The sequence below is a fragment of the Verrucomicrobiia bacterium genome, from assembly GCA_026414565.1.
Classification (GTDB): domain Bacteria; phylum Verrucomicrobiota; class Verrucomicrobiia; order Limisphaerales; family Fontisphaeraceae; genus Fontisphaera.
Window position 1 is genome coordinate 1 of the sequence record JAOAIT010000014.1, and the last position, 22,470, is coordinate 22,470.

28 protein-coding genes are annotated in these 22,470 nt (G+C 65.4%); all 28 read left to right on the forward strand.

The window, feature by feature from the left end:
* Positions 1-871 (forward strand): hypothetical protein (locus N3J91_03370; GenBank protein ID MCX8155486.1); only part of this gene is annotated, 871 nt, incomplete at its 5' end.
* Between the two features lie 15 nt (positions 872-886).
* On the forward strand, positions 887-1,333 hold the full coding sequence (locus N3J91_03375; GenBank protein MCX8155487.1) for a hypothetical protein: 447 nt from the start codon (positions 887-889) through the stop codon (positions 1,331-1,333).
* 6 nt (positions 1,334-1,339) lie between these two features.
* Positions 1,340-2,191 carry a flagellar hook-basal body complex protein gene (locus tag N3J91_03380; GenBank protein MCX8155488.1) on the forward strand — a complete coding sequence of 284 codons (852 nt, stop codon included), beginning with the start codon at positions 1,340-1,342 and terminating at the stop codon, positions 2,189-2,191.
* Between the two features lie 13 nt (positions 2,192-2,204).
* On the forward strand, positions 2,205-2,759 hold the full coding sequence (locus N3J91_03385) for a flagellar basal body-associated FliL family protein (protein ID MCX8155489.1): 555 nt from the start codon (positions 2,205-2,207) through the stop codon (positions 2,757-2,759).
* An 8-nt stretch (positions 2,760-2,767) separates the two neighbouring features.
* Positions 2,768-3,682 (forward strand): FliM/FliN family flagellar motor switch protein, encoded by a 915-nt coding sequence (locus N3J91_03390; GenBank protein MCX8155490.1) that lies wholly within the window; start codon positions 2,768-2,770, stop codon positions 3,680-3,682.
* Positions 3,683-3,694: 12 nt separating this feature from the next.
* The gene (gene fliN / locus N3J91_03395; protein MCX8155491.1) at positions 3,695-3,952 is read left to right on the forward strand and encodes a flagellar motor switch protein FliN; all 258 of its coding nucleotides are present in this window, start codon (positions 3,695-3,697) and stop codon (positions 3,950-3,952) included.
* Complete coding sequence (locus tag N3J91_03400; GenBank protein ID MCX8155492.1) at positions 3,949-4,383, forward strand: flagellar biosynthetic protein FliO; 435 nt, start codon at positions 3,949-3,951, stop codon at positions 4,381-4,383. The genes fliN and N3J91_03400 overlap by 4 nt, the downstream gene beginning before the upstream one ends.
* The gene (gene fliP / locus N3J91_03405; protein ID MCX8155493.1) at positions 4,380-5,165 is read left to right on the forward strand and encodes a flagellar type III secretion system pore protein FliP; all 786 of its coding nucleotides are present in this window, start codon (positions 4,380-4,382) and stop codon (positions 5,163-5,165) included. Before N3J91_03400 ends, fliP begins: the two co-directional genes overlap by 4 nt.
* 38 nt (positions 5,166-5,203) lie before the next feature.
* Positions 5,204-5,473, forward strand: a complete 270-nt coding sequence (locus N3J91_03410; GenBank protein MCX8155494.1) for a flagellar biosynthetic protein FliQ — start codon at positions 5,204-5,206, stop codon at positions 5,471-5,473.
* A gap of 24 nt (positions 5,474-5,497) precedes the next feature.
* Positions 5,498-6,265, forward strand: coding sequence for a flagellar biosynthetic protein FliR (gene fliR / locus N3J91_03415; protein ID MCX8155495.1), 768 nt, complete (start codon positions 5,498-5,500; stop codon positions 6,263-6,265).
* A gap of 13 nt (positions 6,266-6,278) precedes the next feature.
* Complete coding sequence (locus tag N3J91_03420) at positions 6,279-7,367, forward strand: EscU/YscU/HrcU family type III secretion system export apparatus switch protein (protein MCX8155496.1); 1,089 nt, start codon at positions 6,279-6,281, stop codon at positions 7,365-7,367.
* 66 nt (positions 7,368-7,433) lie between these two features.
* Positions 7,434-9,563, forward strand: a complete 2,130-nt coding sequence (gene flhA, locus N3J91_03425; protein MCX8155497.1) for a flagellar biosynthesis protein FlhA — start codon at positions 7,434-7,436, stop codon at positions 9,561-9,563.
* Between the two features lie 6 nt (positions 9,564-9,569).
* Entirely contained in the window at positions 9,570-10,706 is a 1,137-nt protein-coding gene (locus N3J91_03430) for an AAA family ATPase (protein ID MCX8155498.1), read from the forward strand.
* Between the two features lie 8 nt (positions 10,707-10,714).
* Positions 10,715-10,960, forward strand: coding sequence for a hypothetical protein (locus N3J91_03435; GenBank protein ID MCX8155499.1), 246 nt, complete (start codon positions 10,715-10,717; stop codon positions 10,958-10,960).
* A 6-nt stretch (positions 10,961-10,966) separates the two neighbouring features.
* Complete coding sequence (locus tag N3J91_03440) at positions 10,967-11,794, forward strand: FliA/WhiG family RNA polymerase sigma factor (protein MCX8155500.1); 828 nt, start codon at positions 10,967-10,969, stop codon at positions 11,792-11,794.
* Positions 11,795-11,804: 10 nt separating this feature from the next.
* Positions 11,805-12,671, forward strand: a complete 867-nt coding sequence (gene motA / locus N3J91_03445; protein MCX8155501.1) for a flagellar motor stator protein MotA — start codon at positions 11,805-11,807, stop codon at positions 12,669-12,671.
* 3 nt (positions 12,672-12,674) lie between these two features.
* Positions 12,675-13,394 (forward strand): OmpA family protein, encoded by a 720-nt coding sequence (locus tag N3J91_03450; protein MCX8155502.1) that lies wholly within the window; start codon positions 12,675-12,677, stop codon positions 13,392-13,394.
* A 16-nt stretch (positions 13,395-13,410) separates the two neighbouring features.
* On the forward strand, positions 13,411-13,683 hold the full coding sequence (locus N3J91_03455; protein MCX8155503.1) for a hypothetical protein: 273 nt from the start codon (positions 13,411-13,413) through the stop codon (positions 13,681-13,683).
* Positions 13,684-13,885: 202 nt separating this feature from the next.
* The gene (locus tag N3J91_03460) at positions 13,886-14,629 is read left to right on the forward strand and encodes a flagellar hook-basal body protein (GenBank protein ID MCX8155504.1); all 744 of its coding nucleotides are present in this window, start codon (positions 13,886-13,888) and stop codon (positions 14,627-14,629) included.
* A 13-nt stretch (positions 14,630-14,642) separates the two neighbouring features.
* A complete protein-coding gene (gene flgG, locus N3J91_03465) occupies positions 14,643-15,425 on the forward strand; it encodes a flagellar basal-body rod protein FlgG (protein ID MCX8155505.1) in 783 nt (260 codons plus the stop codon).
* 3 nt (positions 15,426-15,428) lie between these two features.
* Positions 15,429-16,460, forward strand: coding sequence for a flagellar basal body P-ring formation chaperone FlgA (gene flgA, locus N3J91_03470; protein ID MCX8155506.1), 1,032 nt, complete (start codon positions 15,429-15,431; stop codon positions 16,458-16,460).
* Positions 16,432-17,067 (forward strand): flagellar basal body L-ring protein FlgH, encoded by a 636-nt coding sequence (locus tag N3J91_03475; GenBank protein ID MCX8155507.1) that lies wholly within the window; start codon positions 16,432-16,434, stop codon positions 17,065-17,067. The genes flgA and N3J91_03475 overlap by 29 nt, the downstream gene beginning before the upstream one ends.
* 19 nt (positions 17,068-17,086) lie before the next feature.
* A complete protein-coding gene (locus N3J91_03480; protein MCX8155508.1) occupies positions 17,087-18,211 on the forward strand; it encodes a flagellar basal body P-ring protein FlgI in 1,125 nt (374 codons plus the stop codon).
* Between the two features lie 3 nt (positions 18,212-18,214).
* Positions 18,215-18,568 carry a rod-binding protein gene (locus N3J91_03485; protein MCX8155509.1) on the forward strand — a complete coding sequence of 118 codons (354 nt, stop codon included), beginning with the start codon at positions 18,215-18,217 and terminating at the stop codon, positions 18,566-18,568.
* A complete protein-coding gene (gene flgN / locus N3J91_03490) occupies positions 18,552-19,046 on the forward strand; it encodes a flagellar export chaperone FlgN (GenBank protein MCX8155510.1) in 495 nt (164 codons plus the stop codon). Before N3J91_03485 ends, flgN begins: the two co-directional genes overlap by 17 nt.
* A gap of 14 nt (positions 19,047-19,060) precedes the next feature.
* A complete protein-coding gene (flgK, locus tag N3J91_03495) occupies positions 19,061-20,485 on the forward strand; it encodes a flagellar hook-associated protein FlgK (protein ID MCX8155511.1) in 1,425 nt (474 codons plus the stop codon).
* A 16-nt stretch (positions 20,486-20,501) separates the two neighbouring features.
* Positions 20,502-21,437, forward strand: a complete 936-nt coding sequence (gene flgL / locus N3J91_03500) for a flagellar hook-associated protein FlgL (GenBank protein MCX8155512.1) — start codon at positions 20,502-20,504, stop codon at positions 21,435-21,437.
* Between the two features lie 324 nt (positions 21,438-21,761).
* A partial coding sequence (locus tag N3J91_03505; protein ID MCX8155513.1) for a site-specific DNA-methyltransferase occupies positions 21,762-22,470 on the forward strand: 709 nt, incomplete at its 3' end.

Sequence of the window (22,470 nt, forward strand, 5' to 3'; positions counted from 1 at the left end):
GCAAAAAACCGAACCACAAGCAACCACCGCACCCACCCCCCACTTGCCCCCCACGGAAACCGCACCCCCCCTGCCAGACGCCCCAACACTTCTCTCGGAAAAAAATCCGGCATTTGGCGAACCCCAGGAAAATCAGCCCTCCACCGCATGGGAATCTCCCGGCGACCATCCCTCCACCACCGCGCCGCAAAGGGATGGCATCAGTTCTGCTTCACCCTTCGGGCGTATGGTGTCGCACACGGAAACGGAAAAGCTTGCCCAAAGCGGCCTGCAAAAAGTTCCCGCTGTCCCTGCCAGCCGGGAAAACCCCGTCTCAACCTTTTCCGGCTCGCACGGGCAGGAGGCCGCCTCCCACGCCGCCCATGCCGCCCCGCCCCCCAGCCAGTCTTTGCCCACTCCGGAAGTCCATGGCTCGGGCGGGCATCTCGCGCCCGCCGCCCAACCAGCGCGCCTGGCCCGCATCGCCACCGAAATCCAGGACATGGCCGTCGAGCTTCTCCATTTCAAGGCCGATTCCATGTCCGTCCTCATCCGCCCTGACGCCGAAACGGCCATGCAGTTGCGCATGACCATCATCGCCGGCCGCATCTACGCCGAGGCCCGCCTCCACAGCGGCGACGCCGCCTGGCTCCAATCGGCCTGGAGCGACCTCCAGCGCGTCCTCAGCGAGCACAACATCATCATGGAGCCGCTCAAGTATTCTTCCTTCCACCCCGCCGCAGAACAGAACAGTGACGGACGCCAGCCCCGGCAGGAGCATCAACCCCCGCCTCACGATGCCTCCGGCCATACCCCGGCCTTGACCCCTCTCCCCGCCAATCTCCCCCCGCGCAAACGCCGCGCCATCGCCGGATGGGAATGGTGGGCCTGAGCAAAGGATCATACCATGCCTGTTTCCCCCGTACAGTCTTCCCTGGCCGCCGCTTATTCAGGCGCTAGCTCCGCCGCCCGCATCCCCCAGCGCACCCTCGGGCAGGAGGATTTCTTGAAGCTCCTTGTCGCCCAGCTTTCCGCCCAGGACCCCCTCAATCCCCAGAAGGATACCGAGTTCATCGCCCAAATGGCCTCCTTCAGCGCCCTCGAGCAGGCCCGTTCCATGCAGTCCGAAATGAGCCGCCTCCGCAGCGAACAACAATTCCTCCTCGCCAACTCCATGCTCGGTGCCCGCGTGGAATTGTTGACCAGCTCCGGCCAGACCACCTCCGGCCCCGTCGAAGCCGTCCTCTGGGACGATGGCGCCCCCCGCATCGTCGTCGCCGGCCAGATCTATGACATGAACGAAATTCGCAGTGTCGCTTTGCTCACTCCCAACGCCAACCCCCCTCGTGATTAACCGCCTATGATGCGTTCTCTCAACTCCGGTGTCAGCGGCATCCAGCAATTCCAAACTAGCATGGATGTCCTTGGCAATAACATCGCCAACGTCAACACGGTCGGCTTCAAATCCGCCCGCATCAGCTTTGCCGATGCCTTCAGCCAAAGCCTGCGCCCCGCCGCCCCCGGCTCCGGCAACACCAGCGCCACCCCCGCCATGCAGGTCGGCACCGGCGTCACCACCGCCGCCATCAAAAACACCTTCCTCCAGGGCGCCCTCACCCGCACCGGCGTCGCCACCGACCTCGGCATCTCCGGCGACGGCTTTTTCCTCGTCCGCGATCCCCTCTCCGGCGCCACCTTCGCCACCCGCGCGGGGGACTTCCGCCTCGACCAGAACGGTTACCTCGTCACCAACCAGGGCTTCCGCGTCCAGGGCTATGCTGACAGCGGCCTCAGCACCGTGGGGGATATCCAGATCAACGCCACCGGTGCCCCCGCGGGCGCCGACCCCGCCGCCGCTGTCGAAAACTTTGCCGTGGGCGCCGACGGCCGCATCACCGTCCGCTTGAGCGACGGCACCCAGTTTGTCCGCGGCCAGGTCCTCCTCCAGCGCTTTGCCGATCCCCAGGTCCTCACCAAGCAGGGCAACAACTTGTATGCCAACCTCGCCGCCGCCGGCCCGCTCGCCCAGCCCGCCGCCCCCGGCACCCTCGGCCTCGGCCGCGTCGAGGCCGGCGCCCTCGAATTGAGCAATGTGGACCTCTCCAACGAATTTGCCCAGCTCATCACCACCCAGCGCGCCTTCCAGGCCAACGCCCGCATCATTTCCTCCAGTGATGAGCTGCTCTCCGAACTGGTGAATCTCAAACGTTAAACCGCTTCCCCTTATGGCTGCCAACCGACTGGAAAATGCCCCCGCCGAGGCCCCCGCCAAGGGCGGCGCCGCCGCCGCACCGGCCCCCAAGGGCGGCGCCTTGCAGGCCTGGCTGCCGGCCATCGTGACCATCATCCTCATGCCCGTCCTGGCCTTCGTCACCACCCAGTTCCTCCTCCTGCCCAAGCTCCAGAAGGCCCTCGGCGGCGGCCCCGTCGCCGCCCACGAGGAGGAAACCGCCGACAAGAAAAAGCAGGAAAAAGTCCCCAAACAAACCGTCCAGCTTAACAAGGTCCTCGTCAACGTCGCCGGCAGCGTCGGCACCCGCTATCTCGTCGCCAACTACACCCTCGTCGGCACCGCCCCCGACTTCAAAGACCGCATCGAGGCCAATCGCGACATGCTCCTCGACCTCGCCGCCGGCGTCATGAGCACCAAGACCATCAGCGACCTCGAAAAACCCGGCGCCCGCAACCTCATCCGCAACGAGCTGATGAGCGTCTTCAACAACGCCCTCGGCGCCAACCTCGTCAAAGAAATCTACATCACCGAATTCGCCATCCAATAACCGGACGCATGAGCGCCTCCCCCGCCACCTCCTCCCCATCCGCCGACGCTCCGCCCAAACCCCTCCGCTGGCAGGGCGCTCGCGCCGATGTGGTGCCCCTCCGGCAGTTGCAATGGCTCCGGCTGCGGCACGAGGGCTATGCGCGCGCCGTGGCGGACTGGCTCACCCTCCAGTTGCGCTTGGATTTCCGTTTCACCCCCAAATCCGCCGTCATGCGCCCCGTGGCCGAATTCCTCGAAGGCCTCCCGTCCCCCACCCATCTGGGCCTCTTTCGCCTCACACCCAACGGGCGCATCCTCTATCTGAACCTCCCCTGCGCCCTCGCCCTCGCCATGGTGGACCGCTGGCTGGGCGGCCCCGGCCTCCCGGAACCCGAAGAACGCGCCCTCAGCGACCTCGAAGCCGGCCTGCTCGAACCCGGAATGCGCATGTTCATCGAACAGTGGAAACAATACTGGGGGGGCGGCCGCGGTTGGAATGTCACCCCCGTCGGCTGTGAAAGCAGCACCCAATTCCTCGAAGTCAAAGAACCCCAGGAAATGGTCTGCGTCTTGAATTTTGAGGCCGCCCTCGGCGAAACCAGCGGCCCCGTCACCCTGGCCATCCCCGTCAGTCTCGTGCGCGAATTGCTGCCCCAAACCACCTCCGCCCCGGCCGAGTCTCCGGCCAAAACCGAACCCCCCAAACCCCCGGCCTGGAATCCCGCCTTGGAGGACGTCGTCGTCAAAGTCACCGCCGAGTGGTGCGGACTCCAACTCACCGCCCGCGAACTGGCCCAGTTGCAGGTCGGCGACCAGTTGCTCTGGGACGGAGGCGTCTCGGGCGAGGTCAAGTTGCGCATCGGCGGCCGCCCCCTCTTCCTGGGGCGGCTGGGCACGCAAAATGGCTGCTGGGCAGTCCAAATTCAAGGCCGGGCAGGCTGAACATGCTGGATTATGGCAACGCAAGACAACCCCAATTTGGATGTCGTGATGGATGTCCCCGTGCAGGTCACCGTGGTGCTGGGTGAGCGCGCCATGTCCATCCGCGAGGTGCTCCAACTCAACGCCGGCGCCGTGGTCCCCCTCGACCGCAAGGCCGATCAGCCCGTGGATTTGTACGTCAACAACAAATTAATCGCCCGCGGCGAAGTCGTCGTCGTCAACGAACATCTGGGCCTCAAAATCACCGAGCTTGCGGCCAAATCCGCATGAAACGCCCCATCCCCATCCTCCTTGGCCTTGCCCCGGCCTGCCTCGCCGCCGCCCCCGCGGCCGCGGACGCCGCCGCCGCCGCAGGCCCGGCCGTGGATGCGGGAATCTCCGTGCTCCGGATGCTCGGCGGCTTCATTTTTGTCGTGGCCCTGTTTCTCTGCGCCGCCTGGGCCGTCCGCCGCTGGCAGCGCGGCGCCGGTCTGCCTCGCCGCCAAACCCCGCGCTTGCGCGTCATCGAGAGCCGCTCGCTCGGCCCCCGCCACACCTTGTATGTCGTGGCCTATGACCATTGCCGCTTCCTCGTCGCCGCTTCTCCCGGCGGCCTGAATCTGTTGAGCACGCTGCCCGAGGACCCCGGCGCTTCCCCGCCCGCGCCTCCGCCTGCGGCCAGCTTCACCGAAGCCCTCCAACAGGTCCTGGCCCGCTCATGAATACCCCACGGCACAACCGCCGCTTCTGGCTCTGCTGGCTGGCCTGTCTGCTCCTCCTGGCCACGGCCGGCCACGCCCTCGCGCAAAACGCCGCCACCAACGCCCCCTCCGGCCTGCTGCCCTTCCGCGTCACCATTGACGGCGGCCAGGCCGCCGACGATCTGGACCCCGCCATCAAGGTCCTCGCCATCATCACCCTCCTCGCCGTGGCCCCCTCCATCATCCTGATGATGACCTGCTTCACCCGCATCGTCATCGTCCTCTCCTTTGTCCGTAGCGCCCTCTCCCTGCAGAGCACCCCTTCCAACCAGATTATCATCGGCCTCTCCCTCTTCCTCACCTTTTTCATCATGGCCCCCGTCTGGGAACGCATTGACCGCGACGCCATCCAGCCCTACAACGCCAAACAAATCACCGCCCGCCAGGCCGTGGACCAGGCCGCCGTCCATTTGCGCGCCTTCATGCTCAAACAAAGCCGCCCCAAGGACATCGAATTGTTTGTCGAGCTGGCCAAAATGCCCCCCACCCCCCCCGAGCAGTTGCCCCTCCGCGTCGTCATCCCCGGCTTTATCCTAAGCGAGCTTCGCACCGCCTTCCAAATGGGTTTCCTGCTCTTTGTCCCCTTCATCCTCATTGACCTGGTGGTCGCCACCGTCCTCATGTCCATGGGCATGATCATGATGCCCCCCATGACCGTCTCGCTCCCCCTCAAGATTTTGCTCTTTGTGCTCGTGGACGGCTGGAGTCTGGTCACGCGCTCCTTGATCCTGAGCTTCACCTGACAACGCCCGCCCGCGGGCCGCACCACGGCTCTCCGCTTATGACGCCTGAATTCGCCATCGATCTGCTGAAAAACCTCATGTACCACGCCGTCCTCATTGCCGCGCCGGTCCTGCTCGCGGCCATGCTCATCGGCCTCGCCGTCAGCCTCTTTCAAGCCGTCACCACCATCCACGAGCAAACGCTTTCCTTCGTCCCCAAGGCCCTGGGCATCGTGGCGCTCCTGGTCCTGCTCCTCCCCTGGATCATCCGCGTCATGACCGAATTCTCCATCCTCGTCATCCAAAAAATCCCGGAGATGGCCCGTTAATTCCCTGGGGCACAGAAGGCACCCATGGCCGAGTGGCTCATAGCTTGGATGGCGGTGTTCGTGCGGGCCGGCGCCCTCTTCACGGTCTTTCCCGTCTTTGCCGGCCGCAACTTCCCGCGCTCCTTGCGCGTGGGCCTGGCCGCCCTCATGGGGTTGCTCCTGGCGCCCCTCCTCCACGTCCCCACCGCCGCCACCCAACACCTTTCTTCCCTGGTCCTGTTCCTCCTGGCTGAAATGGCCGCCGGCCTCCTGATGGGCTTCATCTGCCGCATGATCTTTTTCGCCATCGAAATCGCCGGAGGCATCATCACCCACGAAATGGCCCTCAACATGGCCGCCTCCTTCAACCCCCTCTCCGAACAACGCGCCGAAGCCCCCACCATGATCCTCTACTACCTCGGCGCCGTGCTCTTCTTTGCCCTCGACATGCACCACTGGATGCTCGCCGCCTTCCAGCAAAGTTACCAGGTCCTCCCTCCCGGTCTCTTCCGCCCCGGCGAGCCTCTCTTACGGCACGTCCTGGGCCAAACGTCCCGGATTTTCCTCCTCGCCTTGCAAATGGCCGCCCCCATCCTCGCCATCGCCTTCCTCATCACCCTCTTGTTCACCATCCTCGGGCGCGCGCTGCCCCAGATGAACGTGCTCACCGACAGTTTCCCCATCCGCATCCTGGCCGGCCTGGCGGGATTTGGCCTCACCCTCTCCATCATGGCACAACACGTGCTCAACTACCTGCGCCGGCTGCCCGAAGACCTGCTGCGCGTCGCGCAACTCCTCGGTCTGGGAGGCTAGCCGGGCCCGGGCCATGCCCTTCGACAGCGACAACAAAACAGAACAACCAACACCACGCCGGCTGCAGGAGGCCGAGAAAAAAGGCCAGTTCGCCCGCAGCCAGGAGGTCCAGACGGTTTTCGTCCTCGCCGCCAGTTTGATGGCCCTCGTTTTTACCGGCCCCGAAATCTGGTATCGCCTCGCCGGCGCCATGGCCTCCAACCTCGCCCACCTGCACGATCAGCCCCTCTCCCGCGATTCTCTCCCCCGTTTCTTTATCCATTGGGTCTGGCTCCTCGTCGCCTCCGTCGGGCCGGTTGTCCTCTTCGCCTCCGCCGGCGCTCTCATCGCCGGCAGCCTCCAAAGCCGCTTCCGCACCGCCAGCGAAGTCCTGGAGGTGGATTGGAACCGCATCAACCCCGTCGCCGGCCTCAAGCGGGTCTTCTCCTTGCGCTCCCTCCCGCCCATGGCCCTCAACCTCATCAAGCTCCTGGCCATCATCGTCCTCTCCTATTCCGAGGTCAAACGCGTCGTCGGCGACCCCATTTTTTACACCACCGTGGACGCGGCAAGAATTTCCACCTTCATGGCCGAATCTGCCGTGCGCCTGGCCATCCGGGTGGGGGCAATCCTCGTCTTAATCGCCGCCATGGACTACCTTTACCAGTATTGGCGCACCCTCCGGGACCTCATGATGACCAAGGAGGAAATCAAGGAAGAAATGAAAAACACCGAGGGCAACCCCCAGATCAAGGCCGCCCAACGCCGCCGCCGCGTCTCCATCACCCTCCGCAAAATGTATGCGGAAGTGCCTAAGGCTGACGTAGTTGTAACCAACCCCACCCACCTCGCCATCGCCCTCCGCTACGACCGCCGTACCATGCGCGCCCCCAAAATCATCGCCAAAGGCGCCCGCCTCAAAGCCCAACGCATCCGCGAAATCGCCCAACAAAACCACGTCCCCATCGTCGAAAACAAACCTTTGGCACGCCTCTTGTTTAAGCACGGGCGGATTGGCGGGGAAATCCCCGCCGAGCTGTATGCGGCCGTGGCCGAAATCCTGGCTTGGGTGTACCGCACGTACCGCTACCGGTACTACACGGACAGCGGCCGCCTTACCTAAACCACACATGCAAACCGGGCACGCATACGCGGCGCCAACCGCCGCAGCGAAAGTGAGGGGCTGGGCATGAACGCAGGCGCTGTCGCCATCGCCGCTCCCCGGCGCTGGTTCCAGTTTCAGGATTTGTGGCTGACTGTCGGCCTCTTCGGCACCATCCTGTTGCTCATCCTCCCCGTCTCCCCCTTCATCCTCGACGGTCTCCTGGCCTCCAGCATCGCCCTCTCCCTGCTCATCGCCCTGGTCATCCTCTATGTCCGCGACCCCGCGGATTTTACCGGCTTCCCCACTTTGCTCCTCTTTGTCACCCTCTTCCGCCTCGCCCTCAATGTCGCCTCCACCCGCCTCATCCTGCTCGATGGCTACGCCGGCCATATCATTGAGGCCTTCGGCAACTTCGTCGTCCGCGGCAATTATGTCGTCGGCATGGTGGTCTTCCTCATCCTCGTCCTCATCAATTTTGTCGTCATCACCAAGGGCGCCGGCCGCATCGCCGAGGTCGCCGCCCGCTTCACCCTCGATGCCATGCCCGGCAAGCAGATGTCCATTGATGCCGAACTCAACGCCGGCATCATCTCCGAAGCCGAAGCCCGCGAACGCCGCCGCAAAGTCGAGGAGGAGGCCGATTTCTACGGCGCCATGGACGGCGCCAGCAAATTCGTCCGCGGCGATGCCATCGCCGCCGTCCTCATCACCCTCATCAACATCATCGGCGGCTTCGCCATCGGCATCATCCAGAAGGGCATGACCGTCACCGAGTCCCTCCAGCGTTTCACCCTCCTGTCCATCGGCGATGGCCTTGTCTCCCAAATCCCGGCCCTCATCACCTCCACCGCCGCCGGCATCCTCATCACCCGCGCCGCCGCCAAGGACAACCTCGCCCGCGAGCTGGGCCGCCAGCTCCTCTTTTACCCCCGCGTGATGAACCTCCTGGCCGTCATGTTGCTCATCATGGCCCTCATCCCCGGCCTCCCCATGCTCCCCTTCCTCTTCATGGCCGGCCTCGCCTATGGCGCCGGTCAGCTCCTGCGGCGCCACAACATTAATATGGAAGCCGCCGCCCCCGCCGCTAATCTCGCCGGCGGCAGATCCGCCCCCGCCAAATCCCCCAAATCCGCCGACGCCACCTCCGACCCCGCCAAACCCACCGGCGAAAAACTCGAAGAGCTCCTCGTCTTGGATGCCTTGCAAATCGAACTCGGCTACGGCCTCGTGGCGCTGGCCGACTCCCGCAAGGGCGGCGACCTCCTCGAGCGCGTGACCGGCGTCCGCCGCAATTTCGCCGCCGAAATGGGCGTCGTCATTCCCCCCATCCGCCTCCGCGACAATCTGCAACTCGGCGCCAATGAATACCGCTTCCTGCTCAAGGGCAACCAGGTCGCCCGCGGTGAACTCATGCCCGGCCATTGGCTCGCCATGAACGCCACCCGCAGCAAAACCCAGCTCAAGGGCATCCCCACCGTCGAGCCCGTCTTCCAGCTCCCTGCCACCTGGGTCACCGAGGCCGAGCGCCGCACCGCCGAAATCCACGGCTACACCGTCGTGGACGCCGCCTCCGTCCTGGTCACCCACTTGTCCGAAACCATCCGCCGCCATGCCCACGAAATCTTGAGCCGCCAGGACACCCAGGCCCTCCTCGACCACCTCAAGCAAACCCACCCCGCCGTGGTCAACGAACTCGTCCCCAACCTCCTGTCCATCGGCCAGGTGCAGCGCGTCTTGCAAAATCTCCTCGCCGAGGGCGTTTCCATCCGCAATCTCGCCGGCATCCTCGAAAAAGTGGCCGATCACGCCCTCGTCACCAAAAACCCCGATGACCTCAGCGAGGCCGCCCGCCGCGCCCTGGCCGCTCAAATCGTCCGGCCTTACCTCAACGAACAGGGCATCCTGCGCGTCATCGCTCTCGACCCCAAGCTCGAGCAGCAAATCGCCCTCGGCCTGCGCTCCTCCCCCACCGAGGTCTCCCTCGCCCTCGAGCCGCGCCTCGCCCGTCATCTCGTGGAGGCCCTCTCCCGTCAAATCCAGCGCCTGCTCGCCGACGGCCAGGCCCCCGTCGTGGTTTGCGCCCCCCAAATCCGCCTCCCCTTGCGCCGTTTCCTGGCCCCCACTTTCCCGGATGTCGTGCTCCTGGCCTACACCGAAATCCCGCCGCGCGTCGAAGTGCAAAGCGCGGCCCTCATCGGCGCGTTGGAAGGTTGATGCCCCATGCAAACCCGCACTTTCCAAGCCCGCAATGCCCAGGAGGCCGTGGCCCAGATCCGCAACACCCTCGGTCCCCAGGCCGTCGTCCTGCAAGTGCGCAAAGTGCGGCCTTCCGGCTGGGCCGGTTGGCTCGGACGCACAGCCATCGAAGTCGTCGCCGCCCTCCCGGAACCCGAACCAGCCCAGGCCACCCGCGAAGCTCTGGAGGAATTAAAACGCGAGCTGGCCGGCCTCCGGGCCATCGTCGAACGCCAGCCCCCCTTCACCCCCGCCGCCGCTCCTTCCACCCCCCCGGAGGACGACGGCCCCGTTGAACCCGGCGAACTCACCGATTTCCTGCGCCGCCTCGGACTGCTCCCCCAGTTTGCCCGCTCTCTGGCGCTCTCCGCCGCCGGCGCCGCCCCCGCCGCCATGAACCGCCGCCAGATGCTGGCCCTGGTCCAATCGCTCCTCCAACAGCAATGGCGCGTGCCCCCGCCGTTGCAGCCGCACGCCCTCCACCTCCTCGTGGGGCCGCCCGGCGTCGGCAAAACCACCGCCCTCTGCAAATGGCTCGCCCGCCTCGTCCTCCGCGAAAATCAATCCGCCCGCGTCTGGTGCGCCGATGGCGAGCGCCCCAATCTCTCCGAAACCCTCCGCCTGCATGCCGAGCTGCTCGGCGTCCCCGTGGCGCGCCTGGGTGGCCACACCCCCCCGCCCAACCCATCCGCCTCCGCCACCTGGCAATTTGTGGACCTCCCCGGCATCCCCTGGCAAAACACCGCCGCCTTGGAGGCCCTGCAGCAACGGTTCGCCGCTTGCGGCCCCGTGCAATGGCACTTGGTCCTCTCCGCCGCCTACGACACCTCACTCCTCTTGCAGCAGGCCCGGGCCTTCGCCGCCCTCCCGCTGGCCGGCATCCTCGTCACCCACATTGATGAACAACCCGCCCTCGGCAGGCTCTGGAATCTCTTGTGCGGCACAAATTGCTCAGTCCGCTTTCTGGCCGGCGGGCAAAATATTCCCGGTGATTTCTCCCCCGCCACCCCGGCGGCTCTGGGCCCCCCCATTTTGTGGGCAGATTCCGCCCTTTTCGACCCCCCTCCCGCCCCGGTGGCGGCTGGCAAGGCTTCTGCTATGCAGACCGTCGCTGACTGGTAATGAAGCTCATGATGCTACTCGGTGGAATTATCGGATTCGGGATCGGCATCGGGTTCGGCCTGGCCGAATCCAGTGCGGGGCCCGAGGCGCTCTGGCGCGCGGCCGCCGCCGCCCTCTTGGGGGGAGTGCTCATGCGCTGGTGGGGGCGCGTCTGGGTCAAAAGTCTCCGCCAGGCCCAGCAGGACCAGGCAGCTCGCGCTGCGGCGGCGGAAGCCGAAAAAAACCGGCCAACTGAGACCACCAAAAAAGCCTAAGCCAGCATGAAAAGCACCCCAACAGACTCCACCTGTGACCAGCCCGTGTCCCCCGCGGCCACGCAGGTGAAGGTGGCCGAGTTGTGGAAGCGCTACCACCGCGATCGCTCCTCCGCCGAGGCCGAAGAAGCCCTGATTCACCAATACCTCCCCTGGGTCAAAACCGTCGTCGGCCGTGTCGCCATGACCCTGCCGCCCCACGTGGAACTGGACGACCTCTACAGCGCCGGCCTCGTCGGCTTGTTAAACGCCGTCCGCAACTACGACCCCAACGCCAACGCCTCTTTCGAAACCTACGCCCGCCTCCGCATCCGCGGCGCCGTCCTGGATGAACTCCGCAAAATGGACTGGATTCCCCGCTCCGTCCATGCCAAAGCCCGCAAAATCCAGGCCGCCATGCAGGAGCTTGAGCAAAAATTGGGACGCCTCCCCACCGAGGCCGAAGTCGCCCGCGCCCTCGGCCTGTCCGCCCGCGAATACGAACACTGGCTCGACGAAGTCCGCCCCGCCGCCTTCGTCAGCCTCGATTCCACCGGCATCCTCGACGAAAACGACAGCCCCCCGGCCTACGAAACTGTCGCCGACACCCAGCAGGAAACCCCCGCCCAAAAGGCCGCCCGCCGCGAGCTGGCCGCCCTCATCGCCGAGCGCCTGGAGCAGTTGCCCGAAATGCAGCGCAAAGTGCTCGCCCTTTATTACTTTGAAGACATGCGGCTGCGGGAAATTGCCGAGGTCTTCGGCCTCACCGAGTCCCGCATCTGCCAGATCCACGCCCAGGCCATCCTGGCCATCAAGTCTTTTTTAATCAAACGGGAAGCCATTCCTGAAGGATGAGGACACTTCCATGGTAGTTATCATCGGCAGCATCGTGGTGATCATCTCCGTGCTCGGCGGCTATGTCATGGCCGGCGGCCACATCGGCAACCTTATGCACATCTCCGAGCTGATCATCATCGGCGGCGCCGCCCTCGGCGCCCTCGTCGTCATGTCCCCCGTCAAAGTGCTCAAGGACATGATCCATCAAATCCTTGCCGCCCTCAAAGGCACCCCCTACACCAAGGCCGCCTACGAGGATTTGCTCAAAGCCCTCTACGAGCTGTTCCTCCTCGCCCGCCGCAACGGCATGATCGCCCTCGAAGAACACGTCCTCAATCCCCAGTCCAGCAGCATCTTCTCCAAATACCCCAGCTTCGTGAACAATGCCGAGGCCCTCGAATTCCTCTGCAGCGCCCTCCGCCCCGTCATCGATGGCAAAATCAAACCCGATCAGCTCAAAATGTTGATGGACATCGAGCTTGAAAGCATGGAGGACGAACACCATGCCCCCGTCAGCGTCCTCAGCAAAACCGCCGACGCCATGCCCGGCTTCGGCATCGTCGCCGCCGTCCTCGGCATCGTCATCACTATGGCCGCCATCTCCGGCCCCATCGAGGAAATCGGCCACAAAGTCGCCGCCGCCCTCGTCGGCACCTTCCTCGGCATCTTGTTGAGCTACGGCTTCCTCAACCCCCTGGCGGTCAATCTCGAATTTAATGGCCAGGCCAAGGCGGCCTACCTCCGCTGCATCGCCGCCGCCGTGGTGGGGTTCTCCAGCGGCATGGCCCCCATCATGGCCGTCGAAATGGCCCGCCGCGGCCTGAGCAGTGACGTCAAACCCACCGCCGAAGAGCTCGAGCAAATGCTCAAAGGCGTGGGCCAGGCCAAAGGATAAACCATGGCTCGCAAACATGGCTCTCACGGCGGCGCCTGGAAAGTGGCGTACGCCGATTTTGTCACCGCCATGATGGCCTTGTTTCTGGTCCTCTGGCTCAGCTCCCAGGACCAGAAAATCAAGGAGGCCATCGCCCGCAGCTTCCGCAACCCCTTCATGTCCGTCACCAAGGAATCCACCGGCATCATCCCCAACAAGGAATACCACTCCGTCAAAGCCGAAAGCGGCAAATTCGACGCCGCCTCCGCCGTCGAGCTGAACATGCTCCGCCGCCTCAATGAAGATTTGCTCAAGGCCCTCAACACCCAGGAACCGGAAGAAGAACAGACCGTCCGCATGGAACTGACCCCCGAGGGCCTCCGCATCAGCGTCTTCGACCGTGCCCGCAAGCCCGTCTTCGAGCCTAATTCCGATCAATTCACCCCTTACGGCGCCTGGGTCTTCAGCACCCTCGCCTGGCAGATCGCCCGCTATCGCAGCTTCCTTGTCGAGCTTGAGGGGCACACCGAAAAAGTCCTCTCCCCGCCCCCCAACGCCCCAGACCCTTGGGAGCTTACCAGCGGCCGCGCCAACACCGCCCGCCGCGAGCTTGTCAAACACGGCGTCTCCGCCGACCAGATCAAAAAAGTCGCCGGGTACGCCGACACCGTCCCCATGCCGGGCATGCCGCCCGAAGACGAAGTCAACCGCCGCGTCAGCGTCATGCTCAAGGTCAGCAAATAAACAATCACCTCCACGCATGGCTGCCCCCGGCTCATTCATCCCGCTCACCCTCGGCACCCAGGCCGAGGCCGAGAAATCCACCGTCTTCCGCGCCCACGTAATCAAAAACGCGGCCGACGCCCCCTTCCAACCCGTCGCCAGTCTCCTGCCCGCTCCCACCTGCTCCTCCCCCGCCGCCGGCCCCAAGCTCGAACTCGAGCGCAACGGACGCACCATCACCCGCATCCGCATCACCTGCGCCTGCGGCCAGATCCTCGAGCTCGATTGCCGCTACCCCACAGCCTCCTGATTCACCGCCGCTGGCTCCGCCGGCCCGCGCTGCTTGCTCCCCTTCGCTTCCGCTGCCCTCCTCTCCCGCTTGCCCCGTTCTCGGCAAAATTGAACCGCCGTTCACGGCAGCTTTTTCCGCCTCACGCCCCACGCCAGCCCATTCCACCGCCTTTTGGCCGCCTCCAGCCTGTGGCACAAGGCGTGCTTGCTGCTCGCTCAGTATGAATGTCAGTTTGTACCAGGCCTCTGCCGCCATGAATGCCGCCAGCCGCTGGCAGGACTTGATCGCAGAGAACCTGGCCGGCGCGCCGGTCACCGGTTACAAAAAGCGCGAGCTGAGCACCGAGGCCGTCCAGGCCGGTCTCATGCTCCCGGGCAACCAGCCCGCTCCGCTCTTCCTCCTCCCCCATGCCACCTCCACCGTCAACCTCCAGCAGGGGGAGCTCCGCCGCACCGGCCTTCAGACCGACCTCGCCATTGACGGCCCGGGCTTTTTTGAGTTGCAACTGCCCAATGGCGCCTCCGCCTACACCCGCAACGGCGAATTCCGCCTCACCCCCCAGGGCCAGCTCGTCACCAAAGGCGGCCTCCCCGTGTTGAGCGATACCGGCCCCATCCAGCTCGATGCCAACGCCGCCGAACCCATCACCATCAGCGCCTCCGGCGAAATCAGCCAGGGCGGTGTCCTCCGCGGCAAATTGAAAGTCGTCGAGTTCGATCAACCCCATCTCCTCACGCCCGCAGGCCCCGGCCTCTACACCGCCCAGCATCCCCAGCTCAAAGCCCGGCCCGCCGCCGCCTCCTCCGTCTGCCAGGGCTTCGTCGAGGCCTCCAACATTTCCCCCACCCTGGAAATGGCCAACCTCATCGTGGCCATGCGCCAGTTTGAAACCGCCCAGCGCGTCATCCAGCTCCAGGATGAACGCATGGGCCGCACCATTGCTGAACTCTCCGGCAATGCTTGAGTAATAACGGCTTATGTTGCGTGCCTTGTATTCATCGGCCTCCGGGATGCAATCCCAGCAGTTAAATCTCGATGTGATTGCCAACAACCTGGCCAACGTCAACACCACCGGCTTCAAAAAAAGCAAGGTCGAATTCCAGGATCTGCTCTACCAAACCTCCCGCGCCCCCGGCAGCGAAACCGGCGGCGGCAACATGCTCCCCACCGGCCTCCAGGTCGGCCACGGCGCCCGCGCCGTCGCCACCTCCAAAATCTTTACCAATGGCGAACTCACCCAGACCGGCGAGCGCCTCGATGTCGCCATCCAGGGCGATGGCTTCTTCGAAATCCAAATGCCCGACGGCACCCGCGCCTACACCCGCGACGGCGCCTTCAAAACCGGCCCCGATGGCCGCGTCACCACCAGCGACGGCCTGGTCGTCCTCGGCGGCTTTCAGCCCATCCCCACCGGCACCACCGGCATCAGCATCTCCGCCAACGGCGAAGTCTCCCTCACCGGCGCCAACGGCACCCAGACCTTCCGCGTCCAGCTCGTCCGCTTCGCCAATCCCGCCGGCCTCGAAAGCATCGGCCGCAACCTCTACCGCGAAACCCAGGCCAGCGGCACCCCAGAACTCGGCAACCCCGGCGAAAATGGCTTCGGCTCCCTCGCCCAGGGCTACCTGGAAATGTCCAACGTCAAAGTCGTCGAGGAAATGGTCAACCTCATCCTCGCCCAGCGCGCCTACGAAATCAACGCCCGCGCCGTCCAGGCGGCCGACGAAATGATGCAAATCAGCAACAACCTCCGCCGTTAACGCATGCCCGCTCGCAGCCACATGATTTTCTACCGGCAAGCCGGCCAGTCAGCGATTCGCGGCGCTGCCCGGCCGGACGGGGCTCTCCCACAGTTGCTCCTCCGCGCCCTCCTCGTTGGGGGGCTGGCCGCCTTCTCCCTCCAGGGTGGCGAGCCCCCCAACTTTTCCCTCCTCCCCGCCGTCACCGTGGACCGCGCTGGCGTCCATCTCCATCAGTTGCTCGCCGCCCCCGCCGGCCTCGTCCCCACCAACCTCTGGCTGCTCCCGGCGCCCGCCCCCGGCAAACCCTGCCGCCTCAGCCGCGCCGACCTCGTCGCCCTTTTGCAAACCAACGCCCCCGATTTCGCCGCCGCCACCTTCTCCGGCGCGCCCTCAGTCCTGATCTCCCGCCGTACCCGCCCCCTGCCGGAAACTGAAATCGCCGCCCTCCTGCGTGAGCCTCTCAGCCGCGAGTTTCAATGCCCCCCCGAACACCTGGAACTCAAAGTCCTGCGCCTCCCCGTCCCCGTCCAGGTCCCCGATGAACCCTTCTCCTTGAAGCTCATCGAGCTGCCCGCCACCGGCCCCTCCGCCTCCTTCCTCCTCCGCTTCGAATTGCGCGGCGACACCGAACTCTTTGGCGCCTGGCAGGCCGCCGTCCAGGCGCGCGTCTGGAAGGAAATCTATGTCACCACCGCCCCGCTCAAACGCGGCCAGCCCCTCGAGCGCCAGGCCCTCTCCCTCGAGCGCCGCGACGTCCTGGCCCTCCGCGACGTCCTCGACGCCCTCCCCGCCGAACCGGAAGCCCTGGAAATCACTGAAAATCTCCCGGCCGGCGTCCCGCTCACCCGCCGCGCCCTCCGCCTCAAGCCCATTTTGTCCCGCGGCCAGTTGGTCCGCGGCCTGGTCCAGGACGGCGCCCTCTCCATCGCCCTCAAGGTCGAGGTCTTGGAGGACGGCGCCCCCGGCCAGTGGATCCGTGTCCGCAACCCCCAAAGCAAGCGCGAATTGCGCGGAAAGGTCCAAGATGAACAAACCGTCCTCATTGTCCTCTAGACTCGCCGCCCTCGCCGCCGCCTTCACCCTCTGCAGCGCCCTCACCGCTGGCGCCGATTCCCTTTGGGACGAAGATTCCTCCCGCAGCATGTTCGCTGACAAACGCGCCTCCGCCGTCGGCGACATCCTCACCATCGTCGTCCAGGAAAATAACGCCGCCTCCAAGGAGGCCACCACCAAAACCGCCAAAAAAAGCGGCGTGGACGCCAGCATCCAACAATTCCTCTACGGCCCCGCCGCCTCCGGCCTCCTGACCAAGGGCGGACAATACCCCGCCCTCAAATTCAGCGCCAAAAACGACTTCGAAGGCGGCGGCCAGATCAACAACAGCGAAAAAATCACCGCCCGCATCGCCGTCCGCGTCGTGGATGTCCTCCCCAATAAAAACCTCGTCGTCGAAGGTCGCCGCCAAACCTCCTTCTCCGGCGAAGTCCAGGACGTCGTCCTCCGCGGCGTCATCCGCGCCGAAGACGTCACCGCCAACAACACCGTCTTCAGTTATCAAGTCGCCGACGCCCAAATCACCATCCTTTCCAAAGGCTCCGTCTCCAACACCCAAAAGAAAGGCTGGTTCACCCGCGTCTGGGACAAAATCAGTCCCTTCTAACCCCCCGCGCACCCCGCCCATGAATCACACGCTCCTCACGGGATTTTGGACCATGCGCGCGCTCGCCGCCCTGCTGCTCATCTTCGCCCTTCCGGCCTCCGCCGCCGGCGTCCGCGTCAAAGACCTCGTCATGGTCGCCGGCGCCCGCGAAAACCAGCTCGTCGGCTACGGCCTCGTCACCGGCGTCGCCAATGACGGCGATAAAAACCCCACCTACACCCTCCAAACCGTCGCCAACATGCTCCAGCGCTTCGGCGTCCAGGTGCCCCCCTCCACCTTGTCCTCCAAAAACGTCGCCGTCGTCCTCGTCACGGCCGACATCCCCCCCTTCGCCAAACCCGGCATGCGCCTCGATGTCCTCGTCTCCTCCATGGGCGATGCCAAAACCATCCAGGGCGGCGTCCTCCTCCAAACCCCCCTCCTCGGCGCCGATGGCCGCGTCTATGCCGTCGCCCAGGGCGCCATCTCCATCGGCGGCTTCGTCGGCGGTACCGGCGGCCCCGGCGGCGCCAGCGTCCAGAAAAATCATCCCACCGTCGGCCAGATCATCGGCGGCGCCCTCGTCGAAAAGGAAATCCCCGCCACCATCGTCCACGACCAATGCGTCGAATTGCTCCTCCGCCAGCCCGATTTCACCTCCTCCGCCCGCCTCGCCGCCGCCATCAATCAAAAATACCCCAACAGCGCCACCCCGCTCGACGCCACCTCCGTCCGCGTCAAACTACCCCCCGGCGTGGAAAAAACCCCCGTGGACTTCCTCGCCCGCCTCGAGGCCCTCGAAGTCGCCCCCGACGTCCCCGCCCGCATCGTCATCAACGAGCGCACCGGCACCATCGTCGCCAATGCCCGCGTCCAAATCTCCGCCTGCGCCATCTCCCACGGCAACCTCACCATCACCATCGCCTCCTCCCCCGAGGCCTCCCAGCCCGGCCCCTTGAGCGGCGGCTCCACCGTCGTCCTGCCACGCACCGAAACCACCGTCTCCGAAACCAAATCCAGCCTCGTCACTTTGCCCGAAATGCCCACCATCGAAAAAGTCGCCGCCAGCCTCAACGCCCTCGGCGTCACCCCACGCGACATGATGGCCATCTTTCAGGCCATGAAACAGGCTGGCGCCTTGCAGGCCGAACTCATCATCCGCTGAACCATGCTTTCCCCCATCCCACCCCTCCGCCCCCCCGCCCCCCCCGCCACCCCATTGGAGGAGCTGGCCCGCCGTCCCCAGCCCGATGACCCCGCACGGCGCGCCGAAGCGGCCCGTCAATTTGAAGCCATGTTGGTGCGGCAGATCCTCAACGAGGCCCAAAAACCTCTCTTCCGCAGCACCCTGGTCAAAGATTCCACCGCGTCCGCCATTTACCGCGACCAGCTCACGGCCCAACTCGCCGATGCCGTCACCCAGGGTGACGGCCTCGGGCTGGCCCGCGCCCTTTGCGAACAATGGCAGACCCCATCCACCCCGGCTCTCCGCCGGCCCACGTCACATGAGGGAGCACCTTGAAGCACTAATCACCGCCCTGCGCGCCGAGCTGACCCAGTATGGCGAGTTGCTCGCCCTGCTGGACCAGCAGCAACAACAAGTCATGGCCCGCGAGGCCGACGAAACCCTGCGCCTTGCCGCCGCCATTAACCACCAGAGCGGCCTCGTCCGCCAGGCCCGCGATCACCGCGACCTCTGCCGCCGCCAGCTCGCCCGCGCCCTCGGCCTCCACGACGACACCTCCCTCACCGACCTCCTCCCGCGCCTCCCGGAGGAATACCGCCTCCTCGTCCAGGCTTTGCTGGATGAAAACAACCGGCTCCTCGTGCGCGTGCAGCAGCGCGCCCGGCAAAACCACCTGCTCCTCGCCCGCACCGTCGAGCTGATGCGCAAGTTCATCGAGTCCCTCCTCCCCTCCGGCTCCGCCCCGGTCTATGACCAGAGCGGTCGCGTCGGTGCCGGCCTCCCCGGCACCTCTCTCTACGAAGCTGTAGGCTGACCTTGATCTGACTTATGCTGGGTCTGTTTGGCACTTTGGACATGGGCGCCCGGTCACTGCAAAACCAGTTGACCGGCATCGAAGTCACTGGCCACAACCTCGCCAACGTCAACAACCCCGCCTACGCCCGCCAGCGGGTCCGCTTCCAGACCAGCACCACCATCCCCACCCCCCTCGGCCCCCAGGGCACCGGCGCCCAGGCCGTCGCCATCACCCAGCTCCGCAACGCCCTCCTCGACCGCCAGCTCATCGGCGAAGCCGGCCTCTCCGCCTTCTGGCAGACCCAGCAACAACTGCTCGAACAGGCCGAAACTTCCCTCGGCCAGACCCTCGACCGCCAGACCGACAGCCTCAGCGCCGCCGGCACCACCACCGTCAGCGGCCAGCTCGGCCTCGCCGAAAACCTGAGCGACCTCTTCAATGCCTTCCAGAGCGTCGCCACCCAGCCCGCCAGCCTCGAAGAACGCCAGGTCCTCATCCAAAAGGCCCAAACCCTCGCCGGACAATTCAACCGCCTCGCCGCCCGCTTCGCCTCCCTCCAATCCACCATCAACTCCCAGTTGCAGGACGAAGCCGCCGCCGTCAACCGCCTCACCGCCGAAATCGCCGCCCTCAACCACCAAATCGCCCGCACCGAACTTTCCGCCCGCGGCCCCGCCAATGACCTGCGCGACCTCCGCCAGGAAAAACTCGAAGAGCTGGGCAAATATCTCAACCTCGAAGCCGTCGAAGACGAAACCGGCCAGATCAATGTCTCCGTCAACGGCCTCATGCTCGTGGACGGCCAGCAGCAAACCCTCCAGCTCCAAACCTACGAAGCCGCCTCCGGCCGCCTGCTGCTCCGCACCTCCGACGGCCAGCCCCTCTCCCTCACCAGCGGCTCCCTCGCCGGCCTCGTGGAAACCCGCGACGGCCCCCTCGCCGACACCCTGGACCGCCTCAACCGCCTCGCCGCCGCCCTCGCCACTGCCGTGAACTCCGTCCACGTCAACGGCTACGACTTGCAGGGCAACACCGGCCTCCCCTTCTTCTCCGGCACCGACGCCGCCACCCTCCGCGTCCATGACGCCCTCGTGGAAAACCCCGCCCGCTTCCAGGCCGCCGCCGTGCCCGGTGCCGCCGGCGACAACCAGATCGCCCTGGCCCTCGCCCGCCTCGCCACCGCCCCCCAAGCCGCCCTCGGCAACCAGGCCTTCCAACAGTTTTACCACCAGACCGTTACCAGCCTCGGCGAGTCCGTCGCCCAGGCCTCCCGTCAGGTCAAAAACCAGGAGGCCGTCGAGCAAATGTTGCGCCGCCAGCGCGATGCCGTCAGCGGCGTCTCCCTCGATGAAGAAATGACCGAAATGGTGAAATTCCAGAAGGCCTTCCAGGCCTCCGCCCGCCTGGTCTCCGCCATTGACGAAATGCTGGATACCGTCATCACCATGAAACGTTAAGCACGGAAGCTGACCTATGCGCGTCACCGCCAACACCTTCGCCAACGACCTCGTCGTCCACCTCGGCCGCCTGTCCCAGCGCCAGAACCTCCTCCAATCCCAGGCCGCCACCGGCCAGCGCATCCGCAACCCCTCCGACGACCCCGATGGCCTCGGCCGCGTCCTCGACCTCCAGCAGGAAGGCCGCTCCCTCGCCCAATACCAGCGCAACATCAGCACCCTCAAAGAGGGCGCCCAGATCTCCTTTACCGTCCTCCAGGGACTCAAGCGCATCAGTGACCGCGCCGGCGAAATCGCCGTCCTCGCCGGCGGCGTCCGCTCCCGCGAGGAAATGCAGGCCTACGCCGCCGAACTCGACGAACTCATCAAACAGGCCGTCCAGTTGGCCAACACCCGCCACCGCGACGACTTCCTCCTCGCCGGCACCCGCTCCCAGACCGCCCCCTTCCAAGCCCAATACGATCCCCAGGGCAACGTCCTCAGCGTCACCTATCAGGGCAACACCGATACCCGCCATGTCGAAATCGCCGAGGGCCTCGCCCTCCCCGCCGCCACCCCCGGCGCCAACTCCTCCGGCGCCGGCCCGCGCGGCCTCCTCGCCGACTCCCGCACCGGCGCCGATTTCTTCGCCCACCTCCTCGCCCTCCGCGACCACCTCAAAGCCGCCGACAGCGAGAGCATCCGCGCCTCCGACCTCCCCCACCTCAAGGCCGACGAGGAAAATTTCATCTACCACCTCGCCGCCAACGGCGTCTTCCAGGCGCGCCTCGACACCGCCCAAAACCTCGCCCGCTCCCGCCTCGACGGCATCGAAAAACTCGTCTCCCAGGAGGCCGATGCCGACCTGGCCCAAACCCTCGTCCGCCTCAACACCACCCAGACCGCCTACCAGGCCGCCCTCCAAACCGGCGGCCTCATCCTCCGCCAGTCCCTCCTCGACTACCTCCGCTGATCCCTCCCCGGCCTCCACCAGCCCCGCCCATCAAAGGGGCTTTCCCCTCCGCGGCGCCTCCCCCCATCCCCCTCCGCCCGCGCCGGGATTTTCCTTGATCCCCACTCCGATCATGATCAATTGATCTCGTCCGTGACGCATAAAAAACCACGGACCAAAAAACGCCAGCCTCGCCCCGCAACCCCGCCGGCCCCGCCGACCCCGCCCGCCGCCCTGCCCGAGGAAATCGGCCGCCCGTGCCCCACCCAGCCCTTTGAAATCCGCGATGACGGCGTCATCTACTCCGTCACCCCAACCCCAGCCCCACCCCCCATCCCCCAGGACATCCCTTCACCGCCCTGCCTCAAATTCCGCGATGAATCCCATAACCTTTGGCTCTATCACGGCAACTGCCTCGAACTCCTCGACGCCATCGCCGCCAAATACCCCGACGGACGCTTCGATTGCATCTTTGCCGACCCTCCCTACTTCCTTTCCAACGGCGGCATCACCTGCCACGCCGGACGCATGGTCAGGGTGGACAAGGGCGACTGGGACAAGTCCCGCGGCCCGGAACTCAACCACGAGTTCAACCTCGAATGGCTCCGCCGCTGCCAGCGCGTCCTTAAACCCAACGGCACCCTCTGGGTCACCGGCACCCTCCACGTCATCTTCTCCATCGGCTTCGCCATGCAGCAGCTCGGCTTCAAAATCCTCAACGACATCACCTGGGAAAAACCCAACCCGCCCCCCAACCTCTCCTGCCGCTACTTCACCCACTCCACCGAAACCGTCCTCTGGGCCGCCAAAAACGACCGCAGCAAGCACACCTTCAACTACTCCCTCATGCGCCAGCTCAACGGCGGCAAACAAATGAAAACCGTCTGGACCCTCCCCGCTCCCGCCCACCGCGAAAAATCCTTCGGCAAACACCCCACCCAAAAACCCCTCGCCCTCGTCGAACGCTGCCTCCTCGCCTCCACCCACCCCGGCGACCTCGTCCTCGACCCCTTCCTCGGCAGCGGCACCACCGCCGTCGCCTGCATCCGCCTCA